General features: G+C 62.0%; 24 protein-coding genes. 9 read left to right on the plus strand and 15 right to left on the minus strand.

The window, feature by feature from the left end; translation table 11 throughout:
* Nucleotides 1-99: 99 nt before the first annotated feature.
* From pgi to dksA, 11 genes are all read right to left on the minus strand, one after another.
* A complete protein-coding gene (pgi, locus tag V7773_RS24545) occupies nt 100-1,764 on the minus strand; it encodes a glucose-6-phosphate isomerase (RefSeq protein ID WP_092150443.1) in 1,665 nt (554 codons plus the stop codon).
* Nucleotides 1,765-2,106: 342 nt separating this feature from the next.
* Nucleotides 2,107-2,487, minus strand: a complete 381-nt coding sequence (panD, locus tag V7773_RS24550; protein WP_007963888.1) for an aspartate 1-decarboxylase — start codon at nt 2,485-2,487, stop codon at nt 2,107-2,109.
* A 180-nt stretch (nt 2,488-2,667) separates the two neighbouring features.
* On the minus strand, nt 2,668-3,528 hold the full coding sequence (panC, locus tag V7773_RS24555) for a pantoate--beta-alanine ligase (RefSeq protein WP_336075688.1): 861 nt from the start codon (nt 3,526-3,528) through the stop codon (nt 2,668-2,670).
* The gene (panB, locus tag V7773_RS24560; RefSeq protein WP_230151487.1) at nt 3,525-4,325 is read right to left on the minus strand and encodes a 3-methyl-2-oxobutanoate hydroxymethyltransferase; all 801 of its coding nucleotides are present in this window, start codon (nt 4,323-4,325) and stop codon (nt 3,525-3,527) included. The genes panC and panB overlap by 4 nt, the downstream gene beginning before the upstream one ends.
* 363 nt (nt 4,326-4,688) lie before the next feature.
* Nucleotides 4,689-5,174: a 2-amino-4-hydroxy-6-hydroxymethyldihydropteridine diphosphokinase gene (folK, locus tag V7773_RS24565; protein WP_092150449.1), complete on the minus strand. Its 486-nt coding sequence runs from the start codon at nt 5,172-5,174 to the stop codon at nt 4,689-4,691.
* A gap of 3 nt (nt 5,175-5,177) precedes the next feature.
* Nucleotides 5,178-6,575 carry a polynucleotide adenylyltransferase PcnB gene (locus V7773_RS24570; RefSeq protein ID WP_057450877.1) on the minus strand — a complete coding sequence of 466 codons (1,398 nt, stop codon included), beginning with the start codon at nt 6,573-6,575 and terminating at the stop codon, nt 5,178-5,180.
* 716 nt (nt 6,576-7,291) lie between these two features.
* Complete coding sequence (locus tag V7773_RS24575) at nt 7,292-8,725, minus strand: sigma-54-dependent transcriptional regulator (RefSeq protein WP_336075693.1); 1,434 nt, start codon at nt 8,723-8,725, stop codon at nt 7,292-7,294.
* A 22-nt stretch (nt 8,726-8,747) separates the two neighbouring features.
* Nucleotides 8,748-11,702, minus strand: coding sequence for a sensor histidine kinase (locus tag V7773_RS24580; protein WP_336075695.1), 2,955 nt, complete (start codon nt 11,700-11,702; stop codon nt 8,748-8,750).
* Nucleotides 11,686-11,862 carry a hypothetical protein gene (locus tag V7773_RS24585; protein WP_003176118.1) on the minus strand — a complete coding sequence of 59 codons (177 nt, stop codon included), beginning with the start codon at nt 11,860-11,862 and terminating at the stop codon, nt 11,686-11,688. The genes V7773_RS24580 and V7773_RS24585 overlap by 17 nt, the downstream gene beginning before the upstream one ends.
* A gap of 78 nt (nt 11,863-11,940) precedes the next feature.
* The gene (gluQRS, locus tag V7773_RS24590) at nt 11,941-12,822 is read right to left on the minus strand and encodes a tRNA glutamyl-Q(34) synthetase GluQRS (protein ID WP_336075696.1); all 882 of its coding nucleotides are present in this window, start codon (nt 12,820-12,822) and stop codon (nt 11,941-11,943) included.
* A 155-nt stretch (nt 12,823-12,977) separates the two neighbouring features.
* Complete coding sequence (gene dksA, locus V7773_RS24595) at nt 12,978-13,421, minus strand: RNA polymerase-binding protein DksA (RefSeq protein WP_003205639.1); 444 nt, start codon at nt 13,419-13,421, stop codon at nt 12,978-12,980.
* 351 nt (nt 13,422-13,772) lie between these two features.
* Between dksA and V7773_RS24600 the strand changes: the two genes are divergently transcribed.
* Both V7773_RS24600 and sfsA read left to right on the plus strand, forming a co-directional pair.
* Complete coding sequence (locus V7773_RS24600) at nt 13,773-14,945, plus strand: pyridoxal phosphate-dependent aminotransferase (protein ID WP_092464304.1); 1,173 nt, start codon at nt 13,773-13,775, stop codon at nt 14,943-14,945.
* On the plus strand, nt 14,945-15,691 hold the full coding sequence (gene sfsA, locus V7773_RS24605; RefSeq protein ID WP_063324346.1) for a DNA/RNA nuclease SfsA: 747 nt from the start codon (nt 14,945-14,947) through the stop codon (nt 15,689-15,691). Before V7773_RS24600 ends, sfsA begins: the two co-directional genes overlap by 1 nt.
* Here the strand turns inward: sfsA and V7773_RS24610 are convergent.
* Entirely contained in the window at nt 15,647-15,964 is a 318-nt protein-coding gene (locus tag V7773_RS24610; RefSeq protein WP_336075700.1) for a Rieske (2Fe-2S) protein, read from the minus strand. The two genes, sfsA and V7773_RS24610, sit on opposite strands and share 45 nt — an antisense overlap.
* Before the next feature lie 192 nt (nt 15,965-16,156).
* Here V7773_RS24610 and V7773_RS24615 point away from each other — a divergent pair, with 192 nt between their 5' ends.
* From V7773_RS24615 to V7773_RS24630, 4 genes are read left to right on the plus strand one after another with little or no spacing between them, the layout of a single operon-like run.
* On the plus strand, nt 16,157-17,035 hold the full coding sequence (locus tag V7773_RS24615) for a heme/hemin ABC transporter substrate-binding protein (protein ID WP_336075701.1): 879 nt from the start codon (nt 16,157-16,159) through the stop codon (nt 17,033-17,035).
* Nucleotides 17,036-17,085: 50 nt separating this feature from the next.
* Entirely contained in the window at nt 17,086-18,069 is a 984-nt protein-coding gene (locus tag V7773_RS24620) for a FecCD family ABC transporter permease (protein ID WP_336075709.1), read from the plus strand.
* Complete coding sequence (locus V7773_RS24625; RefSeq protein ID WP_336075702.1) at nt 18,069-18,836, plus strand: heme ABC transporter ATP-binding protein; 768 nt, start codon at nt 18,069-18,071, stop codon at nt 18,834-18,836. Before V7773_RS24620 ends, V7773_RS24625 begins: the two co-directional genes overlap by 1 nt.
* 16 nt (nt 18,837-18,852) lie before the next feature.
* Nucleotides 18,853-19,707: a ChaN family lipoprotein gene (locus tag V7773_RS24630; RefSeq protein ID WP_336075703.1), complete on the plus strand. Its 855-nt coding sequence runs from the start codon at nt 18,853-18,855 to the stop codon at nt 19,705-19,707.
* A 223-nt stretch (nt 19,708-19,930) separates the two neighbouring features.
* Here V7773_RS24630 and V7773_RS24635 read toward each other — a convergent pair whose 3' ends face one another.
* The 3 genes from V7773_RS24635 to V7773_RS24645 form a co-directional block, all read right to left on the minus strand.
* Nucleotides 19,931-20,203, minus strand: a complete 273-nt coding sequence (locus tag V7773_RS24635) for a TfoX/Sxy family protein (protein WP_063324352.1) — start codon at nt 20,201-20,203, stop codon at nt 19,931-19,933.
* 233 nt (nt 20,204-20,436) lie between these two features.
* Nucleotides 20,437-20,778: a pentapeptide repeat-containing protein gene (locus V7773_RS24640; RefSeq protein ID WP_072411725.1), complete on the minus strand. Its 342-nt coding sequence runs from the start codon at nt 20,776-20,778 to the stop codon at nt 20,437-20,439.
* A gap of 91 nt (nt 20,779-20,869) precedes the next feature.
* Nucleotides 20,870-22,426, minus strand: a complete 1,557-nt coding sequence (locus tag V7773_RS24645) for a bifunctional aminoglycoside phosphotransferase/ATP-binding protein (RefSeq protein ID WP_336075706.1) — start codon at nt 22,424-22,426, stop codon at nt 20,870-20,872.
* Nucleotides 22,427-22,544: 118 nt separating this feature from the next.
* Here V7773_RS24645 and mrcB point away from each other — a divergent pair, with 118 nt between their 5' ends.
* From mrcB to V7773_RS24660, 3 genes are read left to right on the plus strand one after another with little or no spacing between them, the layout of a single operon-like run.
* Nucleotides 22,545-24,863, plus strand: a complete 2,319-nt coding sequence (gene mrcB / locus V7773_RS24650) for a penicillin-binding protein 1B (RefSeq protein WP_336075707.1) — start codon at nt 22,545-22,547, stop codon at nt 24,861-24,863.
* Nucleotides 24,864-24,879: 16 nt separating this feature from the next.
* A complete protein-coding gene (locus V7773_RS24655) occupies nt 24,880-25,599 on the plus strand; it encodes a tetratricopeptide repeat protein (protein ID WP_063324356.1) in 720 nt (239 codons plus the stop codon).
* Nucleotides 25,599-25,928 (plus strand): YqcC family protein, encoded by a 330-nt coding sequence (locus V7773_RS24660; protein WP_072346057.1) that lies wholly within the window; start codon nt 25,599-25,601, stop codon nt 25,926-25,928. The genes V7773_RS24655 and V7773_RS24660 overlap by 1 nt, the downstream gene beginning before the upstream one ends.
* Nucleotides 25,929-25,931 lie beyond the last annotated feature (3 nt).

A 25,931-nucleotide genomic window follows, 5' to 3' on the forward strand; every position in this document is an offset into this window, starting at 1 on the left:
ATGCGCCGAGTAGCCGGAGGGTTCAAGTCATGCACAAACAACTGTGGGAGTGAGCTTGCTCGCTCCCACAGAAGTAAGTGCTTGGTGTTCGACCTGCGATCAGCCGCGATGACGCCCGCGGAAGTAGTTGATCAAGCCCTGGGTCGAGGCATCTTCGGCCGGGTTTTCTTCACTGCCCACCAGACGGTTGTAGACGCCCTTGCCCAGTTCCTTGCCCAGCTCCACGCCCCATTGGTCGAAGGCGTTGATGCCCCAGATCACGCTCTGCACGAACACCTTGTGTTCATACAGCGCTACCAGTGCGCCGAGGCGACGTGGGCTGATGCGTTCGACCACTAGGGTGTTGCTCGGACGGTTGCCGGGGATCACCTTGTGAGAGGCCAGTTTCTGCACGTCTTCTTCGCTGGCGCCCTTGTCCCGCAGCTCGGCTTCGGCTTCGGCGCGGGTCTTGCCGAGCATCAGTGCCTGGCTCTGGGACAGGCAGTTGGCATACAGCCATTGGTGATGATCGGAAACCGGGTTGAAGCTGACGATCGGCACGATGAAGTCGGCCGGGATCAACTGGGTGCCCTGGTGCAGCAACTGGTGGTAAGCGTGCTGACCGTTGCAGCCGACGCCGCCCCAGATGACCGGGCCCGTGTCGGTCGACACCGGTGTACCGTCCTGGCGCACGCTCTTGCCGTTGGATTCCATGTCCAATTGCTGCAAATGCTTGGTGATGTTACGCAGGTAGTGGTCGTACGGCAGGATCGCATGGCTCTGTGCACCCCAGAAATTGCCGTACCACACGCCTAGCAGTGCCAGCAGCACCGGCATGTTCTGCTCGAACGGGGCGCTCTGGAAATGCTGGTCCATGGAATAGGCCCCGGAGAGCAATTCCTTGAAGTTCGACATGCCGATGGCCAGGGCGATTGGCAGGCCGATGGCCGACCACAGCGAGTAACGCCCGCCGACCCAGTCCCACATCGGGAAGATGTTCTCTTCACGGATGCCGAAAGCCACGGCGGCGGCATTGTTGCTCGACACGGCGATGAAGTGGCGATACAGCTCCGCTTCGGAGCCACCCTGGGCCAAGTACCAGGCGCGGGCGGCCTGGGCGTTCTTCAGGGTTTCGAGGGTGTTGAAGGATTTCGACGAGACGATGAACAGCGTGGTCTCGGCGCGCAGCTTCATGGTCAGTTCATGGAACTCGCTGCCGTCGATGTTCGCCAGGTAGTGGCAGCGAACGCCTTTTTGCGCGTAGGACAACAGCGCTTCGGACACCAGTTCCGGGCCGAGGAAAGAACCACCGATGCCGATGTTCACCACGTCGGTGATCGGCTTTTCGGTGTAGCCGCGCCACAGACCGTCGTGAATGCGGCCGACCAGGTCGGTGATCTGGTTCAGCACTTTGTGCACGTCCGGCATCACGTTGACGCCGTTGACCAGCAACTTGTCGCCCACCGGCCGACGCAGGGCAGTGTGCAGGGCGGGGCGGTTTTCCGAGGCGTTGACGATTTCGCCTTCGAACAGCGACTTGATCGCGCCCTTGAGGTCGACTTCGTTGGCCAGGCCCACCAGCAGATCGCGGGTCTGGGCGTTGATCAGGTTTTTCGAGTAGTCGAGAAACAGGCCGCAGCTCGACAGGGTGAATTGAGTGAAACGCTGCGGATCGGCATTGAACGCTTCGCGCATGCTGAAATCCTGCATGGCTTTGCGGTGGTCATTCAGCGCTTGCCAGGCTGGCAGAGCGGTCACGTCATGAGGGGTTCGGTAATACGCCATCGCTGCGGGTTTCCTTTTTACTTGAACGACCTTTTGTACACTAAAAATTCCGGCGCGGCTCGAGGTGGGCGTCCGGACACTGCATCGACACGATCGCCAGACGCAGGGCGAATACAGTAAACCTCGCGTTGCGATCTGTCTTGACTTTGTCAGACCGATTCCCGGTACTTTTTTATACAACTGGGAGGGAAAGGTCCGACAAACGGAAACGCAGATTGCTTACCGTGGGAGCGAGCTTGCTCGCGATAGCGGTGTGTCCGTCGACATCTCTATCAACTGACCTATCGCTATCGTGAGCAAGTTCGCTCCCACAGGGGGAAATGGTGAAGCAGGTTGATTCGATCAGGCAACCTGGACCGGGATGGCGTTGCTGGTGTGGCTCAGTTCATTGCCTGGCGCCATATACAGCATGCGGGGCTTGAAGTTGACCAGCTCGGCTTCGCTGTAGTGGGCGTAGGCGCAGATGATGACACGATCCCCCACCTTGGCCTTGTGCGCTGCGGCGCCGTTCACCGAGATCATCCGCGAACCTTCCTCGCCACGGATGGCGTAGGTGGTGAAGCGTTCGCCGTTGTCGACGTTGTAGATCTGGATCTGTTCGTATTCACGGATCCCCGACAGGTCCAGCCATTCACCATCGATGGCGCAGGAGCCTTCGTAGTCGAGCACCGCGTGAGTGACTTCGGCGCGATGCAGCTTGGCCTTGAGCATGATGGCGTGCATGAATTTTTCCTTTGGTCGGGTCCGAACGGCGGGCAGTCTGCCTGAAGGCTGCCGAGGCGGCAATAACACCGCAGGCCCCTTGTGGGAGTGAGCCTGCTCGCGACAGCGGTGGGTCAGTTGACCGATAGGCTGGCTGACGGATTGCTATCGCGAGCAAGCTCCCACAGGGTTTTGTGCTGCTTAGGCGGGCGTGTCGAGATCCAGGTGCAGATTGTCGATCAACCGCGTAGTGCCCAGGAACGCCGCTACCAGAATCACCAGGTCGCGGTCCTCGCTCAATGCCGGGCGCAAGGTTTTGGAGTGACGGATCTCCAGGTAATCGGGACGCAGGCCGGCGGCTTCGAGCTGCTTGAGCTGCTCGTCGATCAGCGCCGGGAAATCTCGTCGGCCCTGCTTGATGGCCTCGGCGATCTGGCTCAGGACGCGATAGACCACGGGCGCGACGGCACGTTGGTCCGGGCTGAGGAAACCGTTGCGCGAGGACAGCGCCAGGCCGTCCTCGGCGCGCACGGTCGGTTCGCCGATGATCTGGATCGGCATGTTCAGGTCATGGACCAGTGCGCGAATCACCGCCAGTTGCTGGAAGTCTTTCTGGCCGAACACCGCCAGGTCAGGCTGGACCATGTTGAACAGTTTGCTGACCACCGTCGCCACACCCTCGAAATGCCCCGGGCGACTGGCGCCGCACAGGCCTTCGGACAATTGCGGGACGCTGACCCGGGTCTGCCCGGCCATGCCGTCGGGGTACATCTCTTCGACGCTGGGCGCGAACAACAGATGGCAGCCGGCCTGGAGCAGTTTCTCCTGGTCGGCCGCCAGGGTGCGGGGGTATTTGTCCAGGTCTTCGCCAGCACCGAATTGCAGTGGGTTGACGAAAATGCTCGCCACCACGAAGTCGGCCCGTTGCGCGGCCTTGGTGATCAGCGCCACGTGACCACTGTGCAGGTTGCCCATGGTCGGCACGAAGGCAATGCGTTTACCTTCGCCGCGGGCACGGGCCACGGCGGCCCGCAGTTCGCGTACGGTTTTGACGGTGTTCATGCAGAAAACCCGTGTTCGGCGCCCGGGAAGGTCGCGGCCTTGACCTCAGCGACATAGGCACTCAGGGCGCCCTGGATGGACGTTTGCCCTGCCATGAAGTTTTTCACGAACTTGGGCGCGCGACCGGTGATCGACAGCCCGAGCATGTCGTGCAGCACCAGTACCTGGCCATCGGTGGCGTGGCCGGCGCCGATTCCGATCACCGGGATCTTCACCGCCTGGGTGATTTCTTCCGCCAGCTCGCTGGGCACGCATTCGAGCAGCAACATCGCCGCGCCAGCCTGCTCCAGTGCAATCGCATCGGCGCGCATCTGCCGCGCCTGGTTCTCATTGCGGCCCTGGACCTTATAGCCACCGAGGATGTTCACCGCTTGTGGGGTCAGGCCCAGGTGCGCGCACACCGGGATGCCCCGCTCGGCCAGCAGCCGAATCGAATCGGCCAGCCACAACGCGCCTTCGACCTTGACCATGTGGGCACCGGCCTGCATCAGCATGGCGCTGTTGGTCATGGTTTGTTCAAGGGTGGCATAGGCCATGAATGGCAGGTCGGCGAGAATCAGCGCATCGGTGTTACCGCGCTTGACGGCGGCCACATGGTAGGCCATCTCGGCGGTGGTCACTGGCAGCGTGCTGTCGTGACCTTGCAGCACCATGCCGAGGGAATCGCCCACCAGCAACACTTCGACACCGGCCTCATTGCAGGCGTGGGCGAAAGTTGCGTCATAGCAGGTCAGCATGGCGATTTTCTCACCTTTTTGCTTGAGACCTTGCAGCGTGGTCAGGGTAATAGCTGGCATGAAAAAGTCCTCATTAGGCGCTCTTGAGCTACTGCGAGTAACGCGCATGAATCGTCATCTATACAGGCGCACCCTCTATGTGTGGTGCTTGTAAGGCCTGGATTGCGCCCTTTAAACGCCGCGTTGGCGGCATCGGGACGCCTATAGTCGTGAGGAGCACTCGGGAAGTCAATTGGATGTGTTACCGCCGGGTGTTACCGGGGTTACTGATGCGTTTCAGCGTAGAGGCGTGTCTCGGATCTGACTGCCGGGTCCCTGATCCCGTGGGAACGAGCTTGCTCGCGATGGCGGTGTGTCAGTCACCCTGGATGCTGGATGTGCCGACGCTATCGCGAGCAAGCTCGCTCCCACAGGGGGGCTTTGTCAGATAGGCGGCAGGCGTTCCAGGCCAACGAATGGGCACGCCGCGAGCAGATCCTTGAGCAAGCGCCCATCGGCCAGGCGCAGGTCGGCGGGTGCCAACTCGGCCAGTGGGTACAGCACGAAGGCTCGGGCCTGCATGTGGTAGTGAGGGACCTTGAGGCGAGACTCGTCGATCAGGCGATCGCCAAACAGCAGGATGTCCAGGTCCAGGGTGCGTGGGCCCCAGCGTTCCAGGCGTTCGCGACCTTGTCCGGTTTCGATGGCTTGCAGCGCATCGAGCAGGTCCAGCGGTGCCAGGCGGCTGTCCAGCACCGCCACCGCGTTGGTGTAGCGCGGCTGGCCGGGCAGCAGGGAATCGCTTTGATAAAACGCCGAGACCCCCACCAGTTGGGTATCGGGCAATTGCGCCAGCGCCTGGATGGCACTGCGCAATTGTTCGGCGGGTTCGGCCAGGTTGCTGCCCATGCCGATGTAGATGCGTTCCATCAATTACTCGCCCGATGCGCTCGGTACACCGGCACGCTTGCGCTTGGCACCGCTGCTGCGGCGGCGCTTGCGCGGGCCGCTGGCGCCGTCATCCTTGCCGCTGAGCTCGCGAATCATGTCGCGGCGCTCGCTGTCGTTGGCGTCCTGGTAATCGGTCCACCATTCACCCAGGCCATCGGTCTGCTCGCCCGCGCTTTCACGCAGCAGCAGGAAGTCGTAGCCGGCGCGGAAACGCGGGTTGTCCAGCAGCAGGTCGGCACGCTTGCCGCTGCGCCGTGGCAGGCGTTCCTGCATGTCCCAGATCTCGCGGATCGGCATCGTGAAGCGTTTTGGAATGGCGATGCGCTGGCACTGTTCGGCAATCAGCTCGTGGGCGGCTTCCTGCATCGCCGGGATCGGCGGCATGCCACGCTCTTGCAGGCGCAGCACCCGAGCCGGCAGGGCAGGCCAGAGCAAGGCGGCGAACAGGAACGCAGGCGTCACCGGCTTGTTCTGCTTGATGCGCAGGTCGGTGTTGATCAGTGCTTCGCTGATCAAGGTGTGGGTGTAGGTCGGGTTGTGCTCCAGGGCCTCGGCGCTGGCGGGGAACAGCGGATCGAACAACTGCAGGTCCACCAGCATCTCGAAGGTGTCTGCGGCGTTGCCCGACAGGAACAGCTTGAGCACTTCCTCGAACAGGCGCGCCGAAGGGATTTCCCGCAGCATCGGCGCCAGTTCACGAATCGGCAAGGCGCTGTGTTTTTCGATGCCGAAATCCAGCTTGGCGGCGAAACGCACGGCCCGCAGCATGCGCACAGGGTCTTCCTGATAGCGCTGCTTGGGGTCGCCGATCAGGCGGATCAGGCGATTGCGAATGTCGTGTACGCCGTTGGCGTAATCGAGGATGCGTTCGCTGACGGGATCGTAATACAGGGCGTTGATGGTGAAGTCGCGGCGTTGCGCGTCTTCTTCCAGAGTGCCGTAGACGTTATCGCGCAGGATGCGCCCGCTTTCGTTACGGGAAGACTGGTTGCTGTCTTCTTCTTCATCGTTTTGCGGGTGATTGGCGCGGAAGGTCGCCACTTCGATGATTTCGCGACCGAAGTGGATATGGACCAGTTTGAAGCGCCGGCCAATGATCCGCGCGTTGCGAAATTCGGCCCGTATCTGTTCCGGCGTGGCGCTGGTGGCGACGTCGAAATCCTTCGGGGTGATGTTGAGCAGCATGTCGCGCACGCAGCCACCGACCAGGTAAGCCTGGTAACCGGCGTTCTGCAAACGTTCGACGATGTTCACCGCATAACGGCTGAACTGGGCCTTTTGCAGTGAATGCTGGCCGCTGTTGAGCACTTCAGGCGTGCTGCGAATGTGTTGCGTACGACGCAAGGGAGAACGGAATGACTGGAACAGCTTCTTCAGCATGGGATGCACTGTTTGAAGGAATATTCGGCCAAAAACGAAGAATGGCCGCATGATGGGCCGAGATTCTAGCATTTAGTCGAGGGATGGTGTAGGACGCAGCAGTTTTGAGCTGCAAGCTTCAAGCGACAAGCTTTGTAGGCTGCGGGGAGGCGGAACGACAGAAACCACAAGGGGAGCCGAAGCTCCCCCAGAATTAGTTACGTGCTCTGTTTTTATTATTGGTTTTGGGCTTCTTGTTTTTGTTGAGTGCCCGCGTCACGAGGCTTTCCCTTCGTGACCCTCCCAACCGGGAGCCAAGAGCAAACGGATTGCTTTGGTCGCTGTGTTGCAGTGATCAATCGATCCAACCAGTTCAGGCACCTGTCTTGAGACAGTTTTTATTGTTCTCGGCCTGGTTGTGGGGCAAGCCCCAAATACAACGCCTCTCCAAAAGAATCAGTTAGCTGCGCCTCTCGCCGTCTTGTTTTTATTGTGCGTGAGTCGATTCGTCTTATTTTTATTGTCTTTTGCATTGCTTGTTATTGTTCTTGTACCAAAGCTATAGCAGGGTGCGTGCCAACTTTTGCGAGGGCCAGCGAAACCGGGGGTTCCAGGGTTATAACCATTTTTCCGAGGCGAAAAAAAGCCGGGGTTTCGTTACCGTAAACCCCGGCTTCTGTTACGTGAAAAAGCTGAGGTAACAGTTTTTTCACATTCGGCGGTGTTACCCCCACACCTCAGCTTTCGCTGGTCGCTCCGGTCTTGCGCCGTGGAATCCCCAGGCGCTGGCGCCGTTCCCACAGGCACTTGCGGCTTACGCCCAGTTTGCGTGCCAGTTCGGTCTCGGTCATGTGGTCCTGGTGCTCCAGGACGAAGTGCTGGAAGTAGTCTTCCAGGGACAGGTCTTCGGTAGGCTCGTGGCTGGTGTTGTTGGCAGCGCCGCCCTGTTGCGGGGCCAGGCCGATGAACTCTTCGTCGTCCAGGTCGCTCAGTTCGATGTCGATGCCCAGCAGGTCGGCAGAGATTTCCGGGCTCTCGCACAGGATCACCGCCCGCTCGACCGCGTTTTCCAGCTCGCGAACGTTACCCGGCCAGGCGTAATGACGGATGGCCTGTTCGGCGTCCGGGGCGAACTTGAGATCGGTGCGGTTGACCCGCGCGCTCTGGCGAGCCAGGAATGCCTGGGCGATTTCATTGACGTCCGCGCCACGTTCGCGCAGGGCGGGCAGCTTCAAGGCGATCACGTGCAAGCGGTAATACAAGTCTTCGCGGAACTGGCCGATCTTCGCCAGGCTCTTGAGGTCACGGTGGGTGGCCGCGATCAGGCGGACATCGACCTTTTGCGACTGCACCGAGCCGACGCGGCGGATTTCGCCTTCCTGAAGCACCCGCAGCAACCGCGCCTGAGCTTCCAGTGGCAATTCGCCGATTTCATCGAGGAACAGCGTGCCGCCGTCCGCCGCTTCCACCAAGCCTGCGCGCCCGGCGCTGGCGCCGGTGAACGCCCCTTTTTCGTGGCCGAACAGTTCGGACTCGATCAGGCTTTCCGGGATCGCCGCGCAGTTCACCGAAATCATCGGTGCCTTGGCCCGGCGTGACAGGTTGTGCAGGGCCCGGGCTACCAGCTCCTTGCCGGTACCGGACTCGCCCTGGATCAGGACATTGGAGTCGGTCGGGGCCACTTTGCGGATCTTGCTGTACAGGTCCTGCATGGGCGGGCAGGAACCGATGATGCCAATTTCGCCATTATTGTTACTGGCGCCGGCTTTCGTCGAGGCACTGGCCTTGCTGGCGGGTTCCGCCGGGTTGCTGGTCGCCGCCTGTCGGTCGCGCAGGATGCGGGCCACGGCCTGGAGCATCTCATCGTGGTCGAACGGTTTGGCGATGTAGTCCACCGCACCCATTTTCATGGAGTCGACCGCCGAGCGCAGGCTGGCGTAACTGGTCATGATCAGCACGGGGGTGCCCTGGCCGAGCTTGATCAGCTCGGTACCCGGGGCGCCAGGCAGGCGCAGGTCGCTGACGATCAGGTCAAACGTTGGAATGCTGAAACGTTCTTGTGCTTCCTGCACTGAACCGGCTTCGCTGACCTGGTACTGGTTGCGTTCCAGCAGGCGGCGCAAGGCGGAGCGGATAATTGTTTCGTCTTCGACGATCAAAATGTGCGGCATTGATTCGATTCTCTCGACGGTCTCAGTTCACAGCGGACGTCGCTTCGACATGACGCGGCAAGGTCACCCGGATACGGGTGCCGCGTTGGCTTTGTACATCGGCCGGGCTGTCGATGGTGATTTGTCCATAATGCTCTTCAACGATGGAATAGACCAGTGCGAGGCCCAGACCGGTGCCTTCGCCAGGATCCTTGGTGGTGAAGAAAGGTTCGAACAATCGGTCCATGATGTTCTGTGGGATACCGCTGCCTTCGTCTTCGACGATCAGGTCGACCGTGTGTTCGAAGGCTTCACTCTTGACCCGCACCGCGCTGCCGGCCGGTGAGGCGTCGCGCGCGTTGGATAGCAGGTTGATCAACACCTGGGCGAGCCGCTGGGGGTCGCCGTCGACCCAGTGATCCGGATCGCACAGGTTGAAGAATTGCACTTCGAAGTTGCGTCGGTTGAGTGCTAGCAGACCAATGGCATCCTGGGCGACTTCGGCCAGACAGACGGGCTCATCGTTATGTTGGTGGCCGCCGGCATGGGCGAAGCTCATCAGCGACTGGACGATCCGCGACACACGCTTGGTCTGTTCGAGGATCTGGCCGCTGATTTCCGTCAGTTCGCCGTCGTCCTCGCGTTCTTCGCGCAGGTTCTGCGCCAGGCAAGCGATGCCGGTGATCGGGTTGCCGATTTCGTGGGCCACCCCGGCGGCCAACCGGCCGATGCTTGCCAGTCGTTCGGAGTGGACCAGTTTGTCTTCGAGCATCTGGGTATCGGTCAGGTCTTCCACCAGCAGCACCAGGCCGCTGTTACCGGGTGCCAACGGCTCGTCGATCGCGGCCTTGTGCAGGTTCAGCCAACGGGTCTGGCCGTCGAGGGCCAGGTGCTGTTTGTGCAAGTGCTCGTCCGGCAGGTCGATGAAACCTTGCAATAAGCCTTTCCACGGCTCGCCCAGGGTGCTCAGGCGTGAACCGACCACGCGCTGGGCGGCGATCCCGGTGAGTTCTTCCATGGCTTTGTTCCACATCAGGATTTCCTGGTCCTTGGCCAGGGAACACACGCCCATTGGTAGTTCCTGCAGGGTCTGGCGATGGTAACGGCGCAAGGCGTCCAGTTCGGCGGCCAGGCCCGTGAGGCGCGAGTGGTAATCCTCGAGGCGGCTCTCGATGAAGTGGATGTCTTCGGTGACGTAGTTTTCGCCGCCGGCCTTGTAGGGCAGGAACGTCTCGACCATGTCCTGGGCCACGCTGGGGCCCATCAGGCCGGACAGGTTGGCTTCGATCCGGTCCCGCAGGCGACGCAGGGCATACGGGCGACGTTCATCGAAAGGCAGGTAGAGGTCTCGCAGGGCCTGTTCGACTTCCTTTTGCGCGGCCTTGGCGCCCAAGGGCTTGGCCAGTTGCGTGGCGAATTCCTGGGGCGAGGCGGCGTGCAGTTCGCGACGCTGCGGGCGGCGGACATTGTCCACCGCGCAAGCTTCGGCGGCGCTGGCCTCTTCGCTGCTGGCGTTGGTGAACAGCGAGATCAGGGTGAACATCAGCACGTTCGCCGCCAGGGAGGCGATGGCCGCCATATGCCAACTGGTGTCGTCGAGCACGTAGATCATGTTCAGCAGCGGAATATAGAAGCCCTGCAGGTTGCCCATCAGCGGCAACAGCATCGCGACCAGCCACACCAGGATCCCTGCCAGCAGGCCGGCGATGAAGCCGCGGCGGTTGGCGGTCGGCCAATACAGCACCGACAGTACCCCGGGCAGGAACTGCAAGGTGGCCACGAAGGCGACGATGCCCAGGTTGGCCAGGTCCTGCCCCTCGCCCAGCATCAGGTAGAAGCCGTAGCCGGCCATGATGATGGCGACGATCAGCGCCCGCCGTGTCCACTTCAGCCAGCGGTAGATATTGCCTTCGGCCGGTGGCTGGTAGAGCGGCAGCACCAAGTGGTTGAGGGCCATGCCCGACAATGCCAGCGTGGTGACGATGATCAAGCCGCTGGCCGCCGACAGGCCGCCGACATACGCCAGCAACGCCAGGGCCTTGCTGTTGGCGGCGATGCCGATGCCCAGGGTGAAATATTCCGGATTGGTACTGGCGCCCAGCTTCAAGCCGGCCCAGAGGATCAGCGGTACCGCCAGGCTCATCAGTAGCAGGAACAGCGGCAGGCCCCAACTGGCGCTGACCAGCGAGCGCGGGTTGAGGTTTTCGGTAAACGTCATGTGGTACATGTGCGGCATCACGATGGCCGATGCGAAGAACACCAGCAACAGCGTGCGCCATGGGCCTTCCTGCAACGGTGTGTGCAGGGCGGCGAGGGCCGTCTGGTTCTGCAACAGCCAAATTTCCAGCTGTTGCGGGCCACCGAACACGCCATACAGGGCATAGAGACCGACACCACCGATGGCAATCAGCTTGATCACCGATTCGAAAGCGATGGCGAACACCAGGCCTTCGTGTTTTTCCCGCGTGGCGATGTGTCGGGAACCGAAGAAAATCGTGAACAGGATGATCAGTACGCAGAAACTCAGCGCCACCCGGTGCTGCACCGGCTCGCGGGTCAGGATGCTGATGGAGTCGGCCACGGCCTGGATCTGCAGGGCCAGCAGCGGCAACACCCCGACCAGCATGAAGATCGTGGTCAGCGCGCCGGCCCAGGTGCTGCGAAAACGAAAGGCGAACAGGTCGGCCAGCGACGACAGTTGGTAGGTGCGCGTGATTTTCAGGATCGGGTAGAGCAACACCGGCGCCAGCAGGAACGCCCCTGACACCCCCAGGTAACTGGAGAGGAAACCATAGCCGTACTGGTAGGCCAGCCCGACCGTGCCATAGAACGCCCATGCGCTGGCATAGACACCCAGCGACAGGGTGTAGGTCAGCGGGTGGCGGATGATCGCCCGGGGGATCATGCCTCGTTCGCTGATCCAGGCTACGCCGAACAGCACTGCCAGGTAGGCGGCGCTGATCAGGACCATCTGGGTCAGGCTAAAGCTCATCGGCATCTTTTTGGCTCTGCAGGATGAAGGTCACGACAATCAGGATCAGCCAGAGCAGATACGGCCGATACCAGGCACCCGTGGCATCGATCCACCAATCCATGATGGCCGGGGAGAACAGATAAATCCCCACTACCAGGAGCAGGACCAAGCGATAGATATACATCCCGGCCTCTCTAATTTATGCGCGTGCCCAAAAAACGTGCGGCGATGGTAACGGATGGGCGCCAAGCTGCAAGGGCCGTCAACGTATTTGCGCTTCGGGCAGGCTCAGTGTGCGCGGGATCTTGCCTGCATCCCAGTGGCGAATGCCCCAAGCCAGCAGTTCCCGTGGGCTGGCGTCGACCAGTTCGAGGCCCGGTTGCTGGCCCAGTGCGCGCAACGCCCGTAACAACAATGGCGTGGCCTGATCGGCCGCCAGGGGCGGTGAGCGGTAGGATTTACCGAGCTTGTTCCCGTCGGGTTGGGTGATCAGCGGCACGTGCAGGTAACGCGGTTGCGGCAACCCGAGCAGTTCTTGCAGATAGAGCTGGCGCGGCGTGGAGTCCAGGAGGTCGGCGCCGCGCACGATATCGGTCACCCCTTGCCAGGCATCGTCCAGGACCACGGCCAACTGATAGGCGTAGAGCCCGTCGCGGCGGCGGATCACGAAGTCGCCGACCTCACGGCCCAGGTGCTGGCGGAACTCGCCCTGGACCCGGTCGGTGAAATGGTACTCAAGCTCGGGGACGCGCAGACGGATGGCGGCGTCCTCGGTGCCGTGCCCGGCATTGCGGCACAGCCCTGGATAAATGCCCTGGTACGCTTCCAGTTGTTTGCGCGAACAGGTGCAGGCGTAGGCCAGGCCTTGGCTGAACAATCGGTTGATGACCTGATCATAGGCGTCATGGCGTTCGCTCTGGCGAACCATCTCGCCGTCCCATTCGAACCCGTAGCTTTCCAGTGCCTTGAGAATCGCCGCTTGCGCGCCCGGTTCTTCCCGGGGCGGATCGAGGTCTTCCATGCGCAGCAACCAACGCCCGCCCATGGCGCGGGCATCCAGGTACGACGCCAGTGCGGCGACCAGTGAGCCGAAGTGCAAGTGGCCGCTGGGGGTGGGGGCGAAGCGTCCGATGTAGGCAGTCATAGGGCGAATGTTACTGGGTCCGGGCGGTGGGCATGCAATCTCGACAACAAAGCATATCCCCTGTGGGAGCGAGCAGGTTTTTTCAGACTTGGAGAAAATATCGGAAACAAAAAACGGAGCGTATGAACGCTCCGTTTCGGTGACAGCGCCGGCGATTACTTGCCGACCTGTTTTTCCTTGATTTCCGCCAAGGTCTTGCAGTCGATGCACAGATCGGCCGTCGGGCGGGCTTCCAGGCGGCGAATGCCGATCTCGATGCCGCAGGACTCGCACCAACCGTATTCTTCGTCTTCGATTAGCTGCAGGGTCTTGTCGATTTTCTTGATGAGCTTGCGCTCGCGATCACGGGCACGCAGCTCGAGGCTGAACTCTTCTTCCTGGCTGGCACGGTCGGCCGGGTCGGGGAAGTTGGCCGCTTCGTCTTTCATGTGATCCACGGTGCGGTCGACTTCCTGCATCAAATCCTGTTTCCACTTGTTCAGGATCTTGGTGAAGTGCGCGCGCATGGGGGCGCCCATGTACTCTTCGCCAGCTTGCGGGACGTAAGGCTCAAACCCGCTGAGCGACTGATTTTGATTTTGCTTTGCTTGGGTGGGCATGAATGGACCGCCTCTACTCTTGTAATCCACTACGCAGGATTGCTCCATCACCGACACCTGCCGGCCCTGCGGCTGCAAGCGGGCGAACTTACCAGATCAAATCGGGCCGCGCTACTCCCGGTTGTCGAGCCTGCGGCGGCCGGGGCTTGTAAAACATGGCCGGGTTCGCTTCGGTGGGGATTTAAACCTGCTCAATGCTTGATTCTAGTCAAGCCTGGGCCAATCGCGGGAGTCATTTCCTGCAATCCACGGGCTCAGACCATTTGTGGTTCGCACCTGTTCCCGCAGTTGTTTCTGACTTGGCTGGAGAGTTGGGTAGAATCGGTTCTTTTTTCCCCTGAAGGAAGGCCAATGGCTCAGCCCTACAGTGCGCGCAGCCGCGCCATCGAACCTTTCCATGTGATGGCGTTGCTGGCCCGTGCCAACGAACTGCAGGCCGCCGGGCATGACGTCATCCACCTGGAGATCGGCGAACCGGACTTCACCACCGCCGAGCCAATCATCCAGGCCGGCCAGGCCGCGCTGGCGGCGGGCAAGACCCGTTACACAGCGGCCCGTGGCATTCCAGAACTGCGCGAGGCCATCGCCGGTTTCTACGGCCAGCGTCATGGGGTGGAGATTGACCCCCGGCGCATCCTCGTGACCCCGGGCGGGTCCGGCGCGTTGCTGCTGGCCAGCGCTTTGCTGGTGGACCCAGGCAAGCATTGGCTGCTGGCCGACCCCGGTTATCCGTGCAACCGTCATTTCCTGCGCCTGGTCGAAGGGGCGGCGCAATTGGTGCCGGTGGGGCCCGAGGTGCGTTACCAATTGACGCCAGACCTGGTGAACCGCCATTGGGACCAGGACAGCGTCGGTGCGTTGGTGGCCTCACCGGCCAACCCGACCGGGACGATTCTCACCCGGGACGAATTGGCTGGGCTGTCCAAGGTCATCAAGGGCCATAACGGCCATCTGGTGGTGGACGAGATCTATCATGGCCTGACCTACGGCACCGACGCCGCCAGCGTGCTGGAAGTCGATGACGATGCCTTTGTCCTTAACAGTTTCTCCAAGTATTTCGGCATGACCGGCTGGCGACTTGGCTGGCTGGTGGCCCCTTCGGCGGCTGTCGGCGAGCTGGAAAAGCTCGCGCAGAACCTCTACATCAGTGCGCCGAGCATGGCCCAGTACGCCGCCCTGGCCTGTTTCGAGCCGGCGACCATCGAGATCTTCGAGCAGCGGCGGGCCGAGTTTGCGCGGCGCCGTGACTTTCTACTGCCGGCCTTGCGTGAATTGGGCTTCGGTATTGCGGTGGAGCCGGAAGGGGCGTTTTACCTCTATGCCGACATCAGTGCGTTCGGCGGCGATGCCTTTGCGTTCTGCCAGCACTTCCTGGAAACCGAACACGTGGCCTTCACGCCGGGCCTGGATTTCGGTCGCCATCAGGCCGGTCACCACGTGCGCTTCGCCTACACCCAGAGCCTGCCGCGGCTGGAGGAAGCGGTGGCACGAATCGAACGTGGACTACGGAGCTGGCAAGGCTGATGCAATTTTCCCCTGCGTTGGAAGAAGGTCGCCTGATTCGACGTTACAAGCGTTTTCTCGCCGATATCGAGACCGTTCATGGCGAACTGCTCACTATTCACTGCCCTAACACCGGCTCGATGCTCAATTGCATGGCTGAAGGCGCGCGTGTCTGGTTCAGTCGCTCCAGCGATCCCAAGCGCAAGTTGCCCGGCACCTGGGAAATTGGCGAAACCCCTCAAGGGCGGCTTGCCTGCATCAATACCGCGCGGGCCAACGCGTTGATCGAAGAAGCCTTGCGCGCCGGGGTCATCAGCGAACTGAACGGGTTTACCGGGCTCAAGCGTGAAGTGGCTTATGGGGTGGAAAACAGCCGTATCGATTTTCGCCTGGACTACGACCACGGCTCGGCCTGGGTCGAAGTCAAAAGTGTCACGCTGGGGTTTGATGGCACGAATGTGGCGGCGTTTCCCGATGCGGTGACCCTGCGCGGGGCCAAGCACCTGAGGGAGCTCGCCTGCCTGGCCCGGGACGGTGTGCGGGCGGTGCAGTTGTATTGTGTGAACCTGAGCGGCATCGAAGCGGTGCGCCCGGCACAGGAAATCGACCCGGTATACGCCGCTGCCCTGCGTGATGCGGTGGCGGCGGGTGTGGAGGTGCTGGCCTACGGGGTCACGCTGACGCCCGAACAGATGTGGGTGGATCGCGGGTTGCCGGTGTTGCTAGAGCTCGACCCAGATGCCTTGCTCGTCCTCCCGGCTGTCTAGGGCAGCGAGGAACTGACCGGCGCAGGGGCCCGCCACGCATTCGCCGCTTTCTATCAGGAACAGCGCGCCGTGGGTGGCGCACTGGATCAGGCTGGCGCTGGGGTCGAGGAACTGGTCGGGTTGCCATTCCAGTGGCACGCCCCGGTGCGGGCAGCGGTTGAGATAGACATACACCTGGCCGGCGCGTCGCACGGCCAGTACTTTGCGCCCATCGAGGTCGAAACCGCGACTGCCGTTGTCGGGCAGTTCGGCGGCGGTACAAAGAAACTTCATGTGTGTCTCTATATGTCTGACGGAGTGAGACTCTGCGGGAGCGAGCTTGCTCGCACATGGGCTTCATGTAGCAAAAGATCCATCCTTGACGGTCAAATGAAAACAATTATCAAATGGCGCCTCCTTCGCAGGTGATTGAGGATACTTGGCCCGGCCCGGTCCTGCGAAAAACTTCTTTGAGGAAGCTGCCCGATGCGCCTGAACATCCGCGTTGTTGCGCTCTGTGTCGCACTGTTGGTCAACCAGGGAACCAGCGCGGCTGAATCGCCGCAACGTTGGGTCAGCGCCGGCGGCGCCTTGTCGGAGTGGGTCAGCGCGCTGGGAGGCGAGTCGAAACTGGTGGGTGTGGACACCACCAGCCAGCATCCTGAATCCTTGCGAGCCTTGCCCAGTGTTGGCTATCAGCGACAGCTGTCGGCGGAGGGCGTGCTGAGCCTGCGTCCGCAGATCCTGGTGGGCACCGAGGAAATGGGGCCACCGCCCGTGTTGGCGCAAATTCGCGGCGCCGGCGTAAAAGTCGAATTGTTCTCGGCCACGCCAGACCTGCCAACCCTGCAGGGCAATCTGCGGCACCTGGGACAGTTGCTGGGGGCTGAGGCCGAGGCGACACGGTTGTTCGATCGTTATCAGAAGCAGCTCTCCCAGCAACATGCCCGGGTGGCCGAGGCCCAGCGCAAGCAAAAGGCTCCCGGCGTATTGCTGTTGGTGGGCAGTTCCGGCGGCAAGCCACTGGTCGCTGGCAAGGGCACAGCCGCCGACTGGCTGTTGCGGCAGGCCGGCGGTGACAACCTGGCGACCCACAGCGGTTACAAGTCTTTTTCCGTGGAAACCCTGGCCAGCTTGAATCCAGAAGTGCTGATCTTCGCCGACCGTGTGCTGAGCGGTGAAGAAGCCCGTGCGGCGCTGTTCAGAGAAAATCCGATCCTTTTCTCGACCCGTGCCGCCAGGGACGGGCGCGTCATGGAGCTCGATCCGACGCTGTTGGTGGGCGGATTGGGCCCGCGGATACCGCAAAGCCTGGTGAAACTGACGGCAGGCTTCTATCCGGCTGAGCCGGCCTCGGCGCCATGACTTCGTCGGTCAAGCCACGCACTTTATTTATCGGTCTGGGCCTACTGTGTCTGCTGGCAACCTGGCTGTCCCTGGCCCTGGGGCCGGTGAGCTTGCCGCTGCTCGACACCTTGCGCGCCGCCCTGCGCCTGTCGGGCTTGCCGGTGGCGGCCGATGGCCTGGAGCAGGCCGAACTGATCCTCGGCCAGATCCGTTTGCCACGTACCTTGCTGGGGTTGGCGGTGGGCGGGGTGTTGGCGTTGTCCGGTGTGGCGATGCAAGGACTGTTTCGCAACCCACTGGCGGACCCGGGGTTGGTGGGCGTGTCCAGCGGTGCGGCACTGGGTGCCGCGTTCGCCATTGTCGGTGGCACGGCGCTGGGTGGGTTGCCCGAAGCCTTTGGTCCCTACGTGTTGTCGTTGTGTGCATTCCTTGGCGGGCTCGGCGTTACGGCGCTGGTCTATCGTTTCGGGCGACGCAACGGCCAGACCCATGTCGCGACGATGCTCCTGGCCGGTATTGCCCTGACCGCGCTATCCGGTTCGGCCGTCGGTCTGTTTACCTACCTGGCGGATGACGCGACCCTGCGCACCCTGACGTTCTGGAACCTGGGCAGTCTCAACGGCGCCAGCTATGCGCGGTTGTGGCCGCTGTTGCTGGTCAGTGCCGCAGTGGCGCTCTGGCTGCCACGCCGGGCCAGGGCACTCAATGCGCTGTTGCTAGGGGAGTCCGAGGCTGCCCACCTGGGCGTTAACGTCGAAAGCCTCAAGCGTGAACTGGTGTTTTGTACGGCCTTGGGGGTTGGCGCGGCGGTGGCGGCTGCGGGCATGATCGGCTTCGTCGGGCTGGTAGTGCCGCATCTGGTGCGGCTGGTGGCCGGCCCCGATCACCGTGTGTTGCTGCCTGCTTCGGTGTTGGCGGGCGCAAGCCTGCTATTGTTCGCCGATCTGGTGGCGCGCCTGGCATTGGCCCCTGCGGAATTGCCGATCGGCATTGTCACGGCCTTCATCGGCGCGCCGTTCTTCCTTTATCTATTGGTGCGAGGGCGCGCCTGATGCTGCGAGCGCAGAACCTGCACATTCAACGTGGCCGCAAGACGGTGCTGGCGGACGTCGATCTCGCGCTCAACCCTGGTGAAGTACTCGGAGTGCTTGGGCCCAACGGCGCAGGTAAAAGTACTTTGCTGGCGGGCCTGTGCGGCGAACTGCGCCCGGCCCAAGGGCAGGTCTGGCTCGATGATCGGCCTCTGGCCCAGTGGCAGGGGGCCGAGCGCGCCCGGCGCCTGGCAGTCTTGCCGCAGTCCTCGACCCTGGATTTCGCCTTCCGTGTCGAGGAAGTCGTCGGCATGGGGCGCCTGCCGCACCAGAGTGGTCGAGTGCGCGATGAGCAAATCGTCGCCTCGGCGCTGCAAGTGGCAGACGCTGCGCATCTGCACGGCCGCAGTTACCTGGCGTTGTCCGGCGGCGAACGTCAGCGGGTGCATCTGGCGCGGGTGTTGGTGCAGTTGTGGCCAGGTGAAACGGGGCAAACCCTGTTGTTGGATGAGCCGACCTCGATGCTCGATCCGCTGCATCAGCACACCATCCTCCAGGCGGTGCGTGAGTTCGCCAGTCGCGGCGCTGCGGTGTTGGTGATCCTGCATGACCTGAACCTGGCGGCGCGTTACTGTGATCGCCTGTTGCTGCTCGCGTCCGGTCGGCCAGTGGCCCTGGACACGCCCCGGCACGTGCTGCGCCCGGAACCGCTCAAGGCGGTGTTTGGCCTGGACGTGCTGGTGCAAGACCATCCGGAGCGCGGGCATCCATTGATCATTGCCCGCTGAGGGCGCCCTGGAGGATATGGACGTGCGCCTGCTTCTGATTCTGGCATTGAGTGTACTGACGGCGTGTCAGAGCATCGCACCGCCCCCACTCGGCGGACGAATCCGTGATTTGCACAATGGCCAGGCCGTGACACCCCAGGCATTGGTCGAACGCTTGGCAATGGCGCCTCGGGTGGTGGTGGGGGAGCGGCACGACAATCGCGATCACCACGCACTGCAGGTCTGGCTGCTCCAGGCCCTGGCCGGGCAGCGGGCCCAGGGCAGCCTGTTGCTGGAAATGCTCACCCCCGCCCAGCAACCACGCGTTGATTCGGTCCGTCAGTTACCCACCTTGCCGAAGGACCTGCCCGGCGCACTGGACTGGTCGCCGGGCTGGGATTGGAGCTTGTATGGCCCCGTCGTCGAGTTTGCCTTGGCGCAACGTTATCCGTTGTTGGCCGCCAATCTGGACGCCGCCGAGATCCAGCGTTTCTATCGACAAGCCCCCAGCTTGATGGGCACTCGCTCCAATGCAGCCACTGTGAAGGACGAGTTGTTGGGGCAAATCCGTGAATCCCACTGCGGTTTGCTGCCCGAGTCGCAAATGCCGGCGATGCTGGCCGTGCAGCAGCAGCGTGACCGGCGCATGGCCGAACGCTTGTTGCAAGCGCCGACACCGGCACTGTTGTTCGCCGGTGCCTGGCATGCGCGCAAGGATGTCGGTGTGCCGATGCACGCGTTGGATCTTGGCGCCAGTGAGGCACCCATCGTCTTGATGCTGGCCGAGGAGGGCAGCGAGGTGACGTCGGCCATGGCGGATTACGTGTGGTACACGCCGGCCATGCCGCCACAGGATTACTGCGCGCAGATGCGCGAACACGCCGGGAAGTGATTTTCTACAGGCAAAAAAAGACCCGGCAAAAGCCGGGTCAAATAACCGTGATTAGCCTGATGAGGAGATATCTGAGAGTCCGAACCAAGGGCTGTTCAAATATCGACCAGTCTCGCGACCGGATGTGCTAATCATAGCGATTCTCATTACCATGTCAAACATTGTTTTACGATTCACCGAAATAACCGCGCGACCAGGGTTCGCGCTGGAAACGAAAGGGGCGTCAGGTCTTATGGCGCATTGAAATGGCGTCCAGCTGTTTATTCAGGGCTTCTTTGCGCTCGGCGGGGATGTCATTCCAATGCACATCCATCAACGCGCCCTCGATGGCGTACAGCAACACCTTGGAGGCCCGGAAGCCCCGAGTGCGTACGGCGCGATAGGCGTCCACCGCGCCAAGCCGGCGTAGATCCGAGGCACTGTGAATGCCCACGGCGTGCAGCCACTGGGCTGATGTCTTGCCCAGATTTTTCAGATGTTGCAGTTCATCATTCATCGAGCCTCCTTGCGAATGGCCGATTGGTGCAGTGGGCAAGCTTCTGAGCAGTGTAGCGGTCAGTAGGAAAAGCGTGATTGTTTGGTCGGATTCGACGCAAAAGCTTCTAATGCATTACGCACGATGGGGTGGGAAAAGGCTGCAAACTACATGCTCCAGCGCAAGCGGGGGCGCTGGAGGTCCGTTTCAGTCTGTGGCGGTTTCGCTCGCTGGCCGACCCGCTTCAAACAGGTTCAGCGAGTGCGGTAGCGCAACCGGGTGCCGAAGTTCATCGACATCAGGATCTCGTCCGCAGACAGCTCTGGCGGGAAGTAGGCGCCGGATATCTGCGCATGGGCCAGGCTCGCGCCTTCCAGTGACGACTTGCGAAAATCGATGCCGCGCAAATCGGCGGAGCGGAAATAGGCGTCGCTGAAGTCAACGTCGTCCGCGTTCAGTTCCCGCAGATCAAGCCCTCGAAAATCGCCGCCGCGCATGTCGACCGGACCTTGTGGGCGTTCGCTGTTGAACCCGGCGATATCATCTTTGCGCAGCAAGGCATAAAGCGGGGTAGTGAGAAGTTTGGGAAGGCTCATTTCATATCACCTGTTGGTTTTATGACGCCAGTATAGTGCCACTATTTGGCGGCCGTGAAGCCGGACATCGCTTCACGGCCGAAATAGTGATCTAGAGGCCTGGCAGGCGCTGGCGGATCTGCGCGACCACGACGTCGAGCGTACCGCTTTCGTTGGTTTGGACCCGTTTGCTGCAGAGAATTTCCGCCGGGGTCAGGGCTTCACGGCTGGCCTGTTGGGCGGCAATGACTGCCAGATTCGCATCGGAGGGGTCTTTCTGGTCGGCCTGACGTTGTGCCAGGCGACTTTCGATGACCGCTTGCGGCGCATTGCAGTCGAGGATCAGGAACGGAGCACCAGTGGCTTCGGCGATTTTCGCTGCTGCGTCGCGTTGATCGCGCTTGAGGTAAGTGGCATCGATCACCACCGGGAATCCGGCGCGCAGGATCACCGCAGCGATTTCATGCAGGCGGGCGTAGGTAGCGCTGCTGGCGTCGCTGCTATAAATGCCGGCCTGTGGATCGTTGGGTACTTGTTGCTGGCCGAACAGCCGCTTGCGCTCCACGTCCGAGCGCAGGCGAATGGCGCCCAGCGCCTCTACCAGGCGCATCGCGACATGGCTTTTGCCGACGGCCGAAACACCGTGGGTGATGGCCAGGAAAGGCGAAGGAATGGTGCTGTAGCTTTCGGCCAGGTTGGCGTAGTTGCGGTACTGGCGCAGGGTGGTGGCGCGCTGTACCGGATCGGCTTCGGCCGGCATGCTGAACAGCGCGACTTTGGCCCGGACCAGGGCGCGATAGGCTTTATAGAAGTTCAGCAGCTCCAGGCCCTGGTAGTCACCGGTCAGTTCCAGGTACTGGCTGACGAAGCGCCGTGCCAGCGATTTCAGACCGCGGTCCTCCAGGTCCATCGCCAGGAATGCGGTGTCGGCATAGACGTCGGTGAAGCGGAACGGCTCGTTGAACTCGATGCAGTCGAAAATCACCACCTTGCCGTCGATCACGGTGGCGTTGCCCAGGTGGATATCACCGTGGCATTCGCGGATGAAGCCTTCGGCCTTGCGTTGGGTGAACAGCGGCTTGAGGCGTTCGAAACTGCTTTCGGCCCAGGCTTGCAGGGCTTCGAGTTGCAACAGGTCGGCCTTGTCGTTGAGGAACGGGCGGATCTGTTCAAAGTTCTGCAGCACCGGTGCCATCACGCTTTGCGGGGTGCCGGCGTCGTTTGCGGCGGGCACCTTGGGCGTGGCGAGGTGGAATTGGGCGATCTGCGCGGCCATCTCGTCGATGTGCGCGGTGGTCAGTTCGCCGTTGGCTTGCAGCGTGCTGAGCAGCTCGCTCTGCGGGAACTGACGCATCTTCAGGGCGTACTCGATGGCCGGGCCGTCGCCACCCAGCTGCGGCGCTTCGGCGTTGCCGGTAATGGGCAGGACGTCCAGGTACAGGTCCTGGGTCAGGCGCTGGTTGAGGCGCAACTCCTCACCACAGAAGTGCTTGCGCGCCTCGAGGCTGGTGAAGTCGAGGAAGCCGAAGTTGACCGGTTTTTTGAATTTGTAGGCGTATGGCCCAGTGAGCAATACCCAGGAAATGTGGGTCTCGATGACCTGGAACCCTTCGACGGGATGCGGGTAGAGGGCCGGGTTTTGCAGGGCAGCGATCAGGGATTGGCTCACGGGCGGTCCTTCATAGACTGGAAAAATTCAGGCCGTCATTATGGCCGCAAGCCGCGCTAACGCAAACCGCGTGGAGGGCTCATGTTGAACCCCGACAAAGTGCGTATAATCCGCCGCCATGACTCGTACCCGATCCCCCCGTACCCCCAAGAAACCACCCGCCAGCCGCCTGCGGCCCTGGCTGGGCTGGGCCCTTAAACTCAGCCTGGTGGGCCTTGTCGTGCTCGCCGGTTTTGCGGTCTATCTCGATGCCGTGGTCCAGGAGAAGTTCTCCGGCAAGCGCTGGACCATTCCGGCCAAGGTCTATGCCCGGCCGCTGGAGCTGTTCGTCGGACAAAAGCTGAGCAAGGATGATTTCCTGACCGAGCTCGATGCCTTGGGTTATCGCCGTGAAAGCGTGGCCAATGGTCCGGGCGCGGCCTCGGTCAATGGCAATACCATCGACCTCAATACCCGTGGCTTCCAGTTCTATGAGGGCATGGAGCAGGCACAACCGGTGCGGGTGCGTTTTTCCGGCGATTATGTCGCTGCGCTGACCGGCGCCAACAACGCAAGCCTGTCGGTGGTGCGCCTTGAGCCGCTGCTCATTGGTGGCCTGTACCCCAAGAACCTCGAAGATCGGATCCTGATCAAGATCGACCAGGTGCCGCCGTTCCTGCTCGATACGCTGATCGCCGTCGAAGACCGCGACTTCTACCATCACTTCGGCGTCTCGCCCAAGTCGATTGCCCGGGCCGTCTGGGTCAATACCTCCTCGGGCCACATGCGCCAGGGCGGCAGCACGCTGACCCAGCAGTTGGTCAAGAACTTCTACCTGACCAACGAACGCAGCCTGACCCGCAAGCTCACCGAAGCCATGATGGCGTTGTTGCTGGAGCTGCACTACGACAAGCAGGAGATCCTGGAGGCGTACCTCAACGAGGTATTTATCGGCCAGGACGGTCAACGGGCGGTGCACGGTTTCGGCCTCGCCAGCCAGTTCTTCTTCAGCCAGCCGCTGTCCGAGCTCAAGTTGCATCAGGTGGCGTTGTTGGTGGGCATGGTCAAGGGACCGTCTTCCTATAACCCGCGTCGCAATCCGGAACGCGCGCTCGAGCGGCGCAACCTGGTGCTCGACCTGCTGCAACAACAGGGTGTGGCGACGGCCGAGCAAGTCGAAGCGGCGAAAAAGATGCCGTTAGGCGTGACCAAGCGTGGCAGCCTGGCAGACAGTTCGTTCCCCGGTTTCATGGACCTGGTCAAGCGTCAGCTGCGGGAAGACTACCGCGACGAAGACTTGACCGAAGAAGGCCTGCGTATCTTCACCAGTTTCGACCCGATCCTGCAGATGAAGGCCGAAGCCTCGGTCGAGGACACCTTCAAGCGACTGGGTGGGCGCAAGGGCGCCGACGAAGTCGAAGCGGCCATGGTGGTGACCAACCCGGAAACCGGCGAAGTCCAGGCCATGATCGGCAGCCGGCAGGCCAGTTTCGCCGGTTTCAACCGGGCGCTGGATGCGGTGCGCCCGATTGGCTCGCTGATCAAGCCGGCGGTGTACCTCACCGCCCTGGAAAAGCCGAGCCAATACACGTTGACCAGTTGGCTGTCGGACGAGACGTTCTCGGTCAAGGGGGCCGATGGCCAGGTCTGGAAACCGCAGAACTATGATCGACGCTCCCACGGCACGGTATTCCTGTACCAGGGGCTGGCGCATTCCTACAACCTGTCTACGGCTCGCCTCGGACTTGAGGTCGGCGTCCCGAACGTACTCAAGACCTTGGCGCGCCTGGGGGTGAGTCGCGAATTCCCGGCGTTCCCGTCGATGTTGTTGGGGGCCGGTGGCCTTACGCCGATCGAAGTGGCGGCCATGTACCAGACGCTGGCCAACGGTGGTTTCAATACGCCGATGCGCGGGATCCGCAGTGTGCTGACCGCCGATGGCGAGCCGCTCAAGCGTTATCCGTTCCAGATTCAGCAGCGTTTCGATCCGGCCTCCATTTACCTGATCCAGAGCGCGATGCAGCGGGTCATGCGGGAAGGCACCGGCAGTTCGGTCTATAACGTGCTGCCCCGGACCCTGACCCTGGCGGGCAAGACCGGTACCAGTAACGACTCGCGCGACAGTTGGTTCGCCGGCTTCAGCCAGGACCTGCTGGCGGTGGTCTGGCTCGGACGCGATGACAACGGCAAGACCCCGTTCACCGGCGCCACTGGCGCGCTGCAGGTCTGGACCAGTTTCATGCGCAAGGCCGACCCGCTGCCGCTGGACATGCCGCAACCGGACAACATCGTCCAGGCGTGGGTCGATTCGCGCACGGGGCAAGGCTCCGAGGCCAATTGCCCGGGCGCTGTGCAGATGCCGTATATTCGCGGCAGCGAACCGCCACCTGGTGCTGCCTGTGGCGGCACGAATCCCGCCGAATCGGTGATGGATTGGGTCAAGGACTGGATGAATTAAGCAAAGAGGGTTTCAAGTGAACAAGTGGTTGATTCCAGCGGTAACAGCCGTGGCTTTGCTCAGTGGTTGTTCTACCGTACAACGTGGTTCGATTCCGGTCGTTGACTCCGGCACCGCTGTTTCCAACAGTGAGCGGGTCTCGGCCAACGGCGGTTTCCGTCAGACGACGGTAAAGCGGCCGGTGCAGGGCCAGGTCCAGGCAATCCCGCAGGGCGACACCGGTGTCGTCGTGATGGTGCCAGGTGGCGGCGCGACGACCTCGGCGCCGATCAGCAGCACGCCGATCACGCCGGGCCCGATCACCCCCGGACCAATCGAAACCTCGCCGATCGATCAGGGCAGCTACAGCATGCCTTCGACGCCGAGCAGCATTCCGTCGGCAGGAGCCGGTGGTCTGTCCGCCGATGAGCAGCTCGACGGTCCGGTGCTGGCCCTGCTGACCACCGCGCAACAGCAACAGGCCGGCGGTGACCTCAACGGTGCGTCCTCCAGCCTGGAGCGCGCCCAGCGTGTCGCGCCGCGCGAACCCCAGGTGCTTTATCGCCTGGCCCAGGTGCGCATGGCCCAGGGCGACGCACCGCAAGCCGAACAGCTGGCCCGTCGTGGCCTGACATTCTCCAGTGGTCGTCCGGCACTTCAGGCCAGCCTGTGGGAATTGATCGCCCAGGCCCGTGAGAAACAGGGCGATTCCGCTGGCGCGGCATTGGCCCGTCAGAAGGCCAAGGTTTCGCTCTGATGGATACGCGTTTTCCTCGGATCGCCGATCAGTTGCTGTTGATCGAGCGGGAACTGCGGGTCCAGGGCTGGTGGAGCGATGTGTCGCCTTCGGCGCAGGCGCTGGCCAGCGTCGAGCCGTTCGCGGTCGATACCCTGGACTTCGAGCAATGGTTGCAATGGATCTTCCTGCCCAGGATGAAAACTATCCTGGAAAACGACCTGCCGCTGCCCAACGCCTCGGGCATCCTTGCCATGGCCGAGATGGTCTATGCCCAGCGGCCAGGGCAGGGCATCGAGTTGCAGCGGCTGCTGGCGCAGTTCGATCAGTTGATCAGCAACGCCGGCTGACCG

Origin of the sequence: Pseudomonas sp. 3JA (genome assembly GCF_036961705.1) — a bacterium.
GTDB classification, from domain to species: Bacteria; Pseudomonadota; Gammaproteobacteria; order Pseudomonadales; family Pseudomonadaceae; genus Aquipseudomonas; species Aquipseudomonas fluorescens_Q.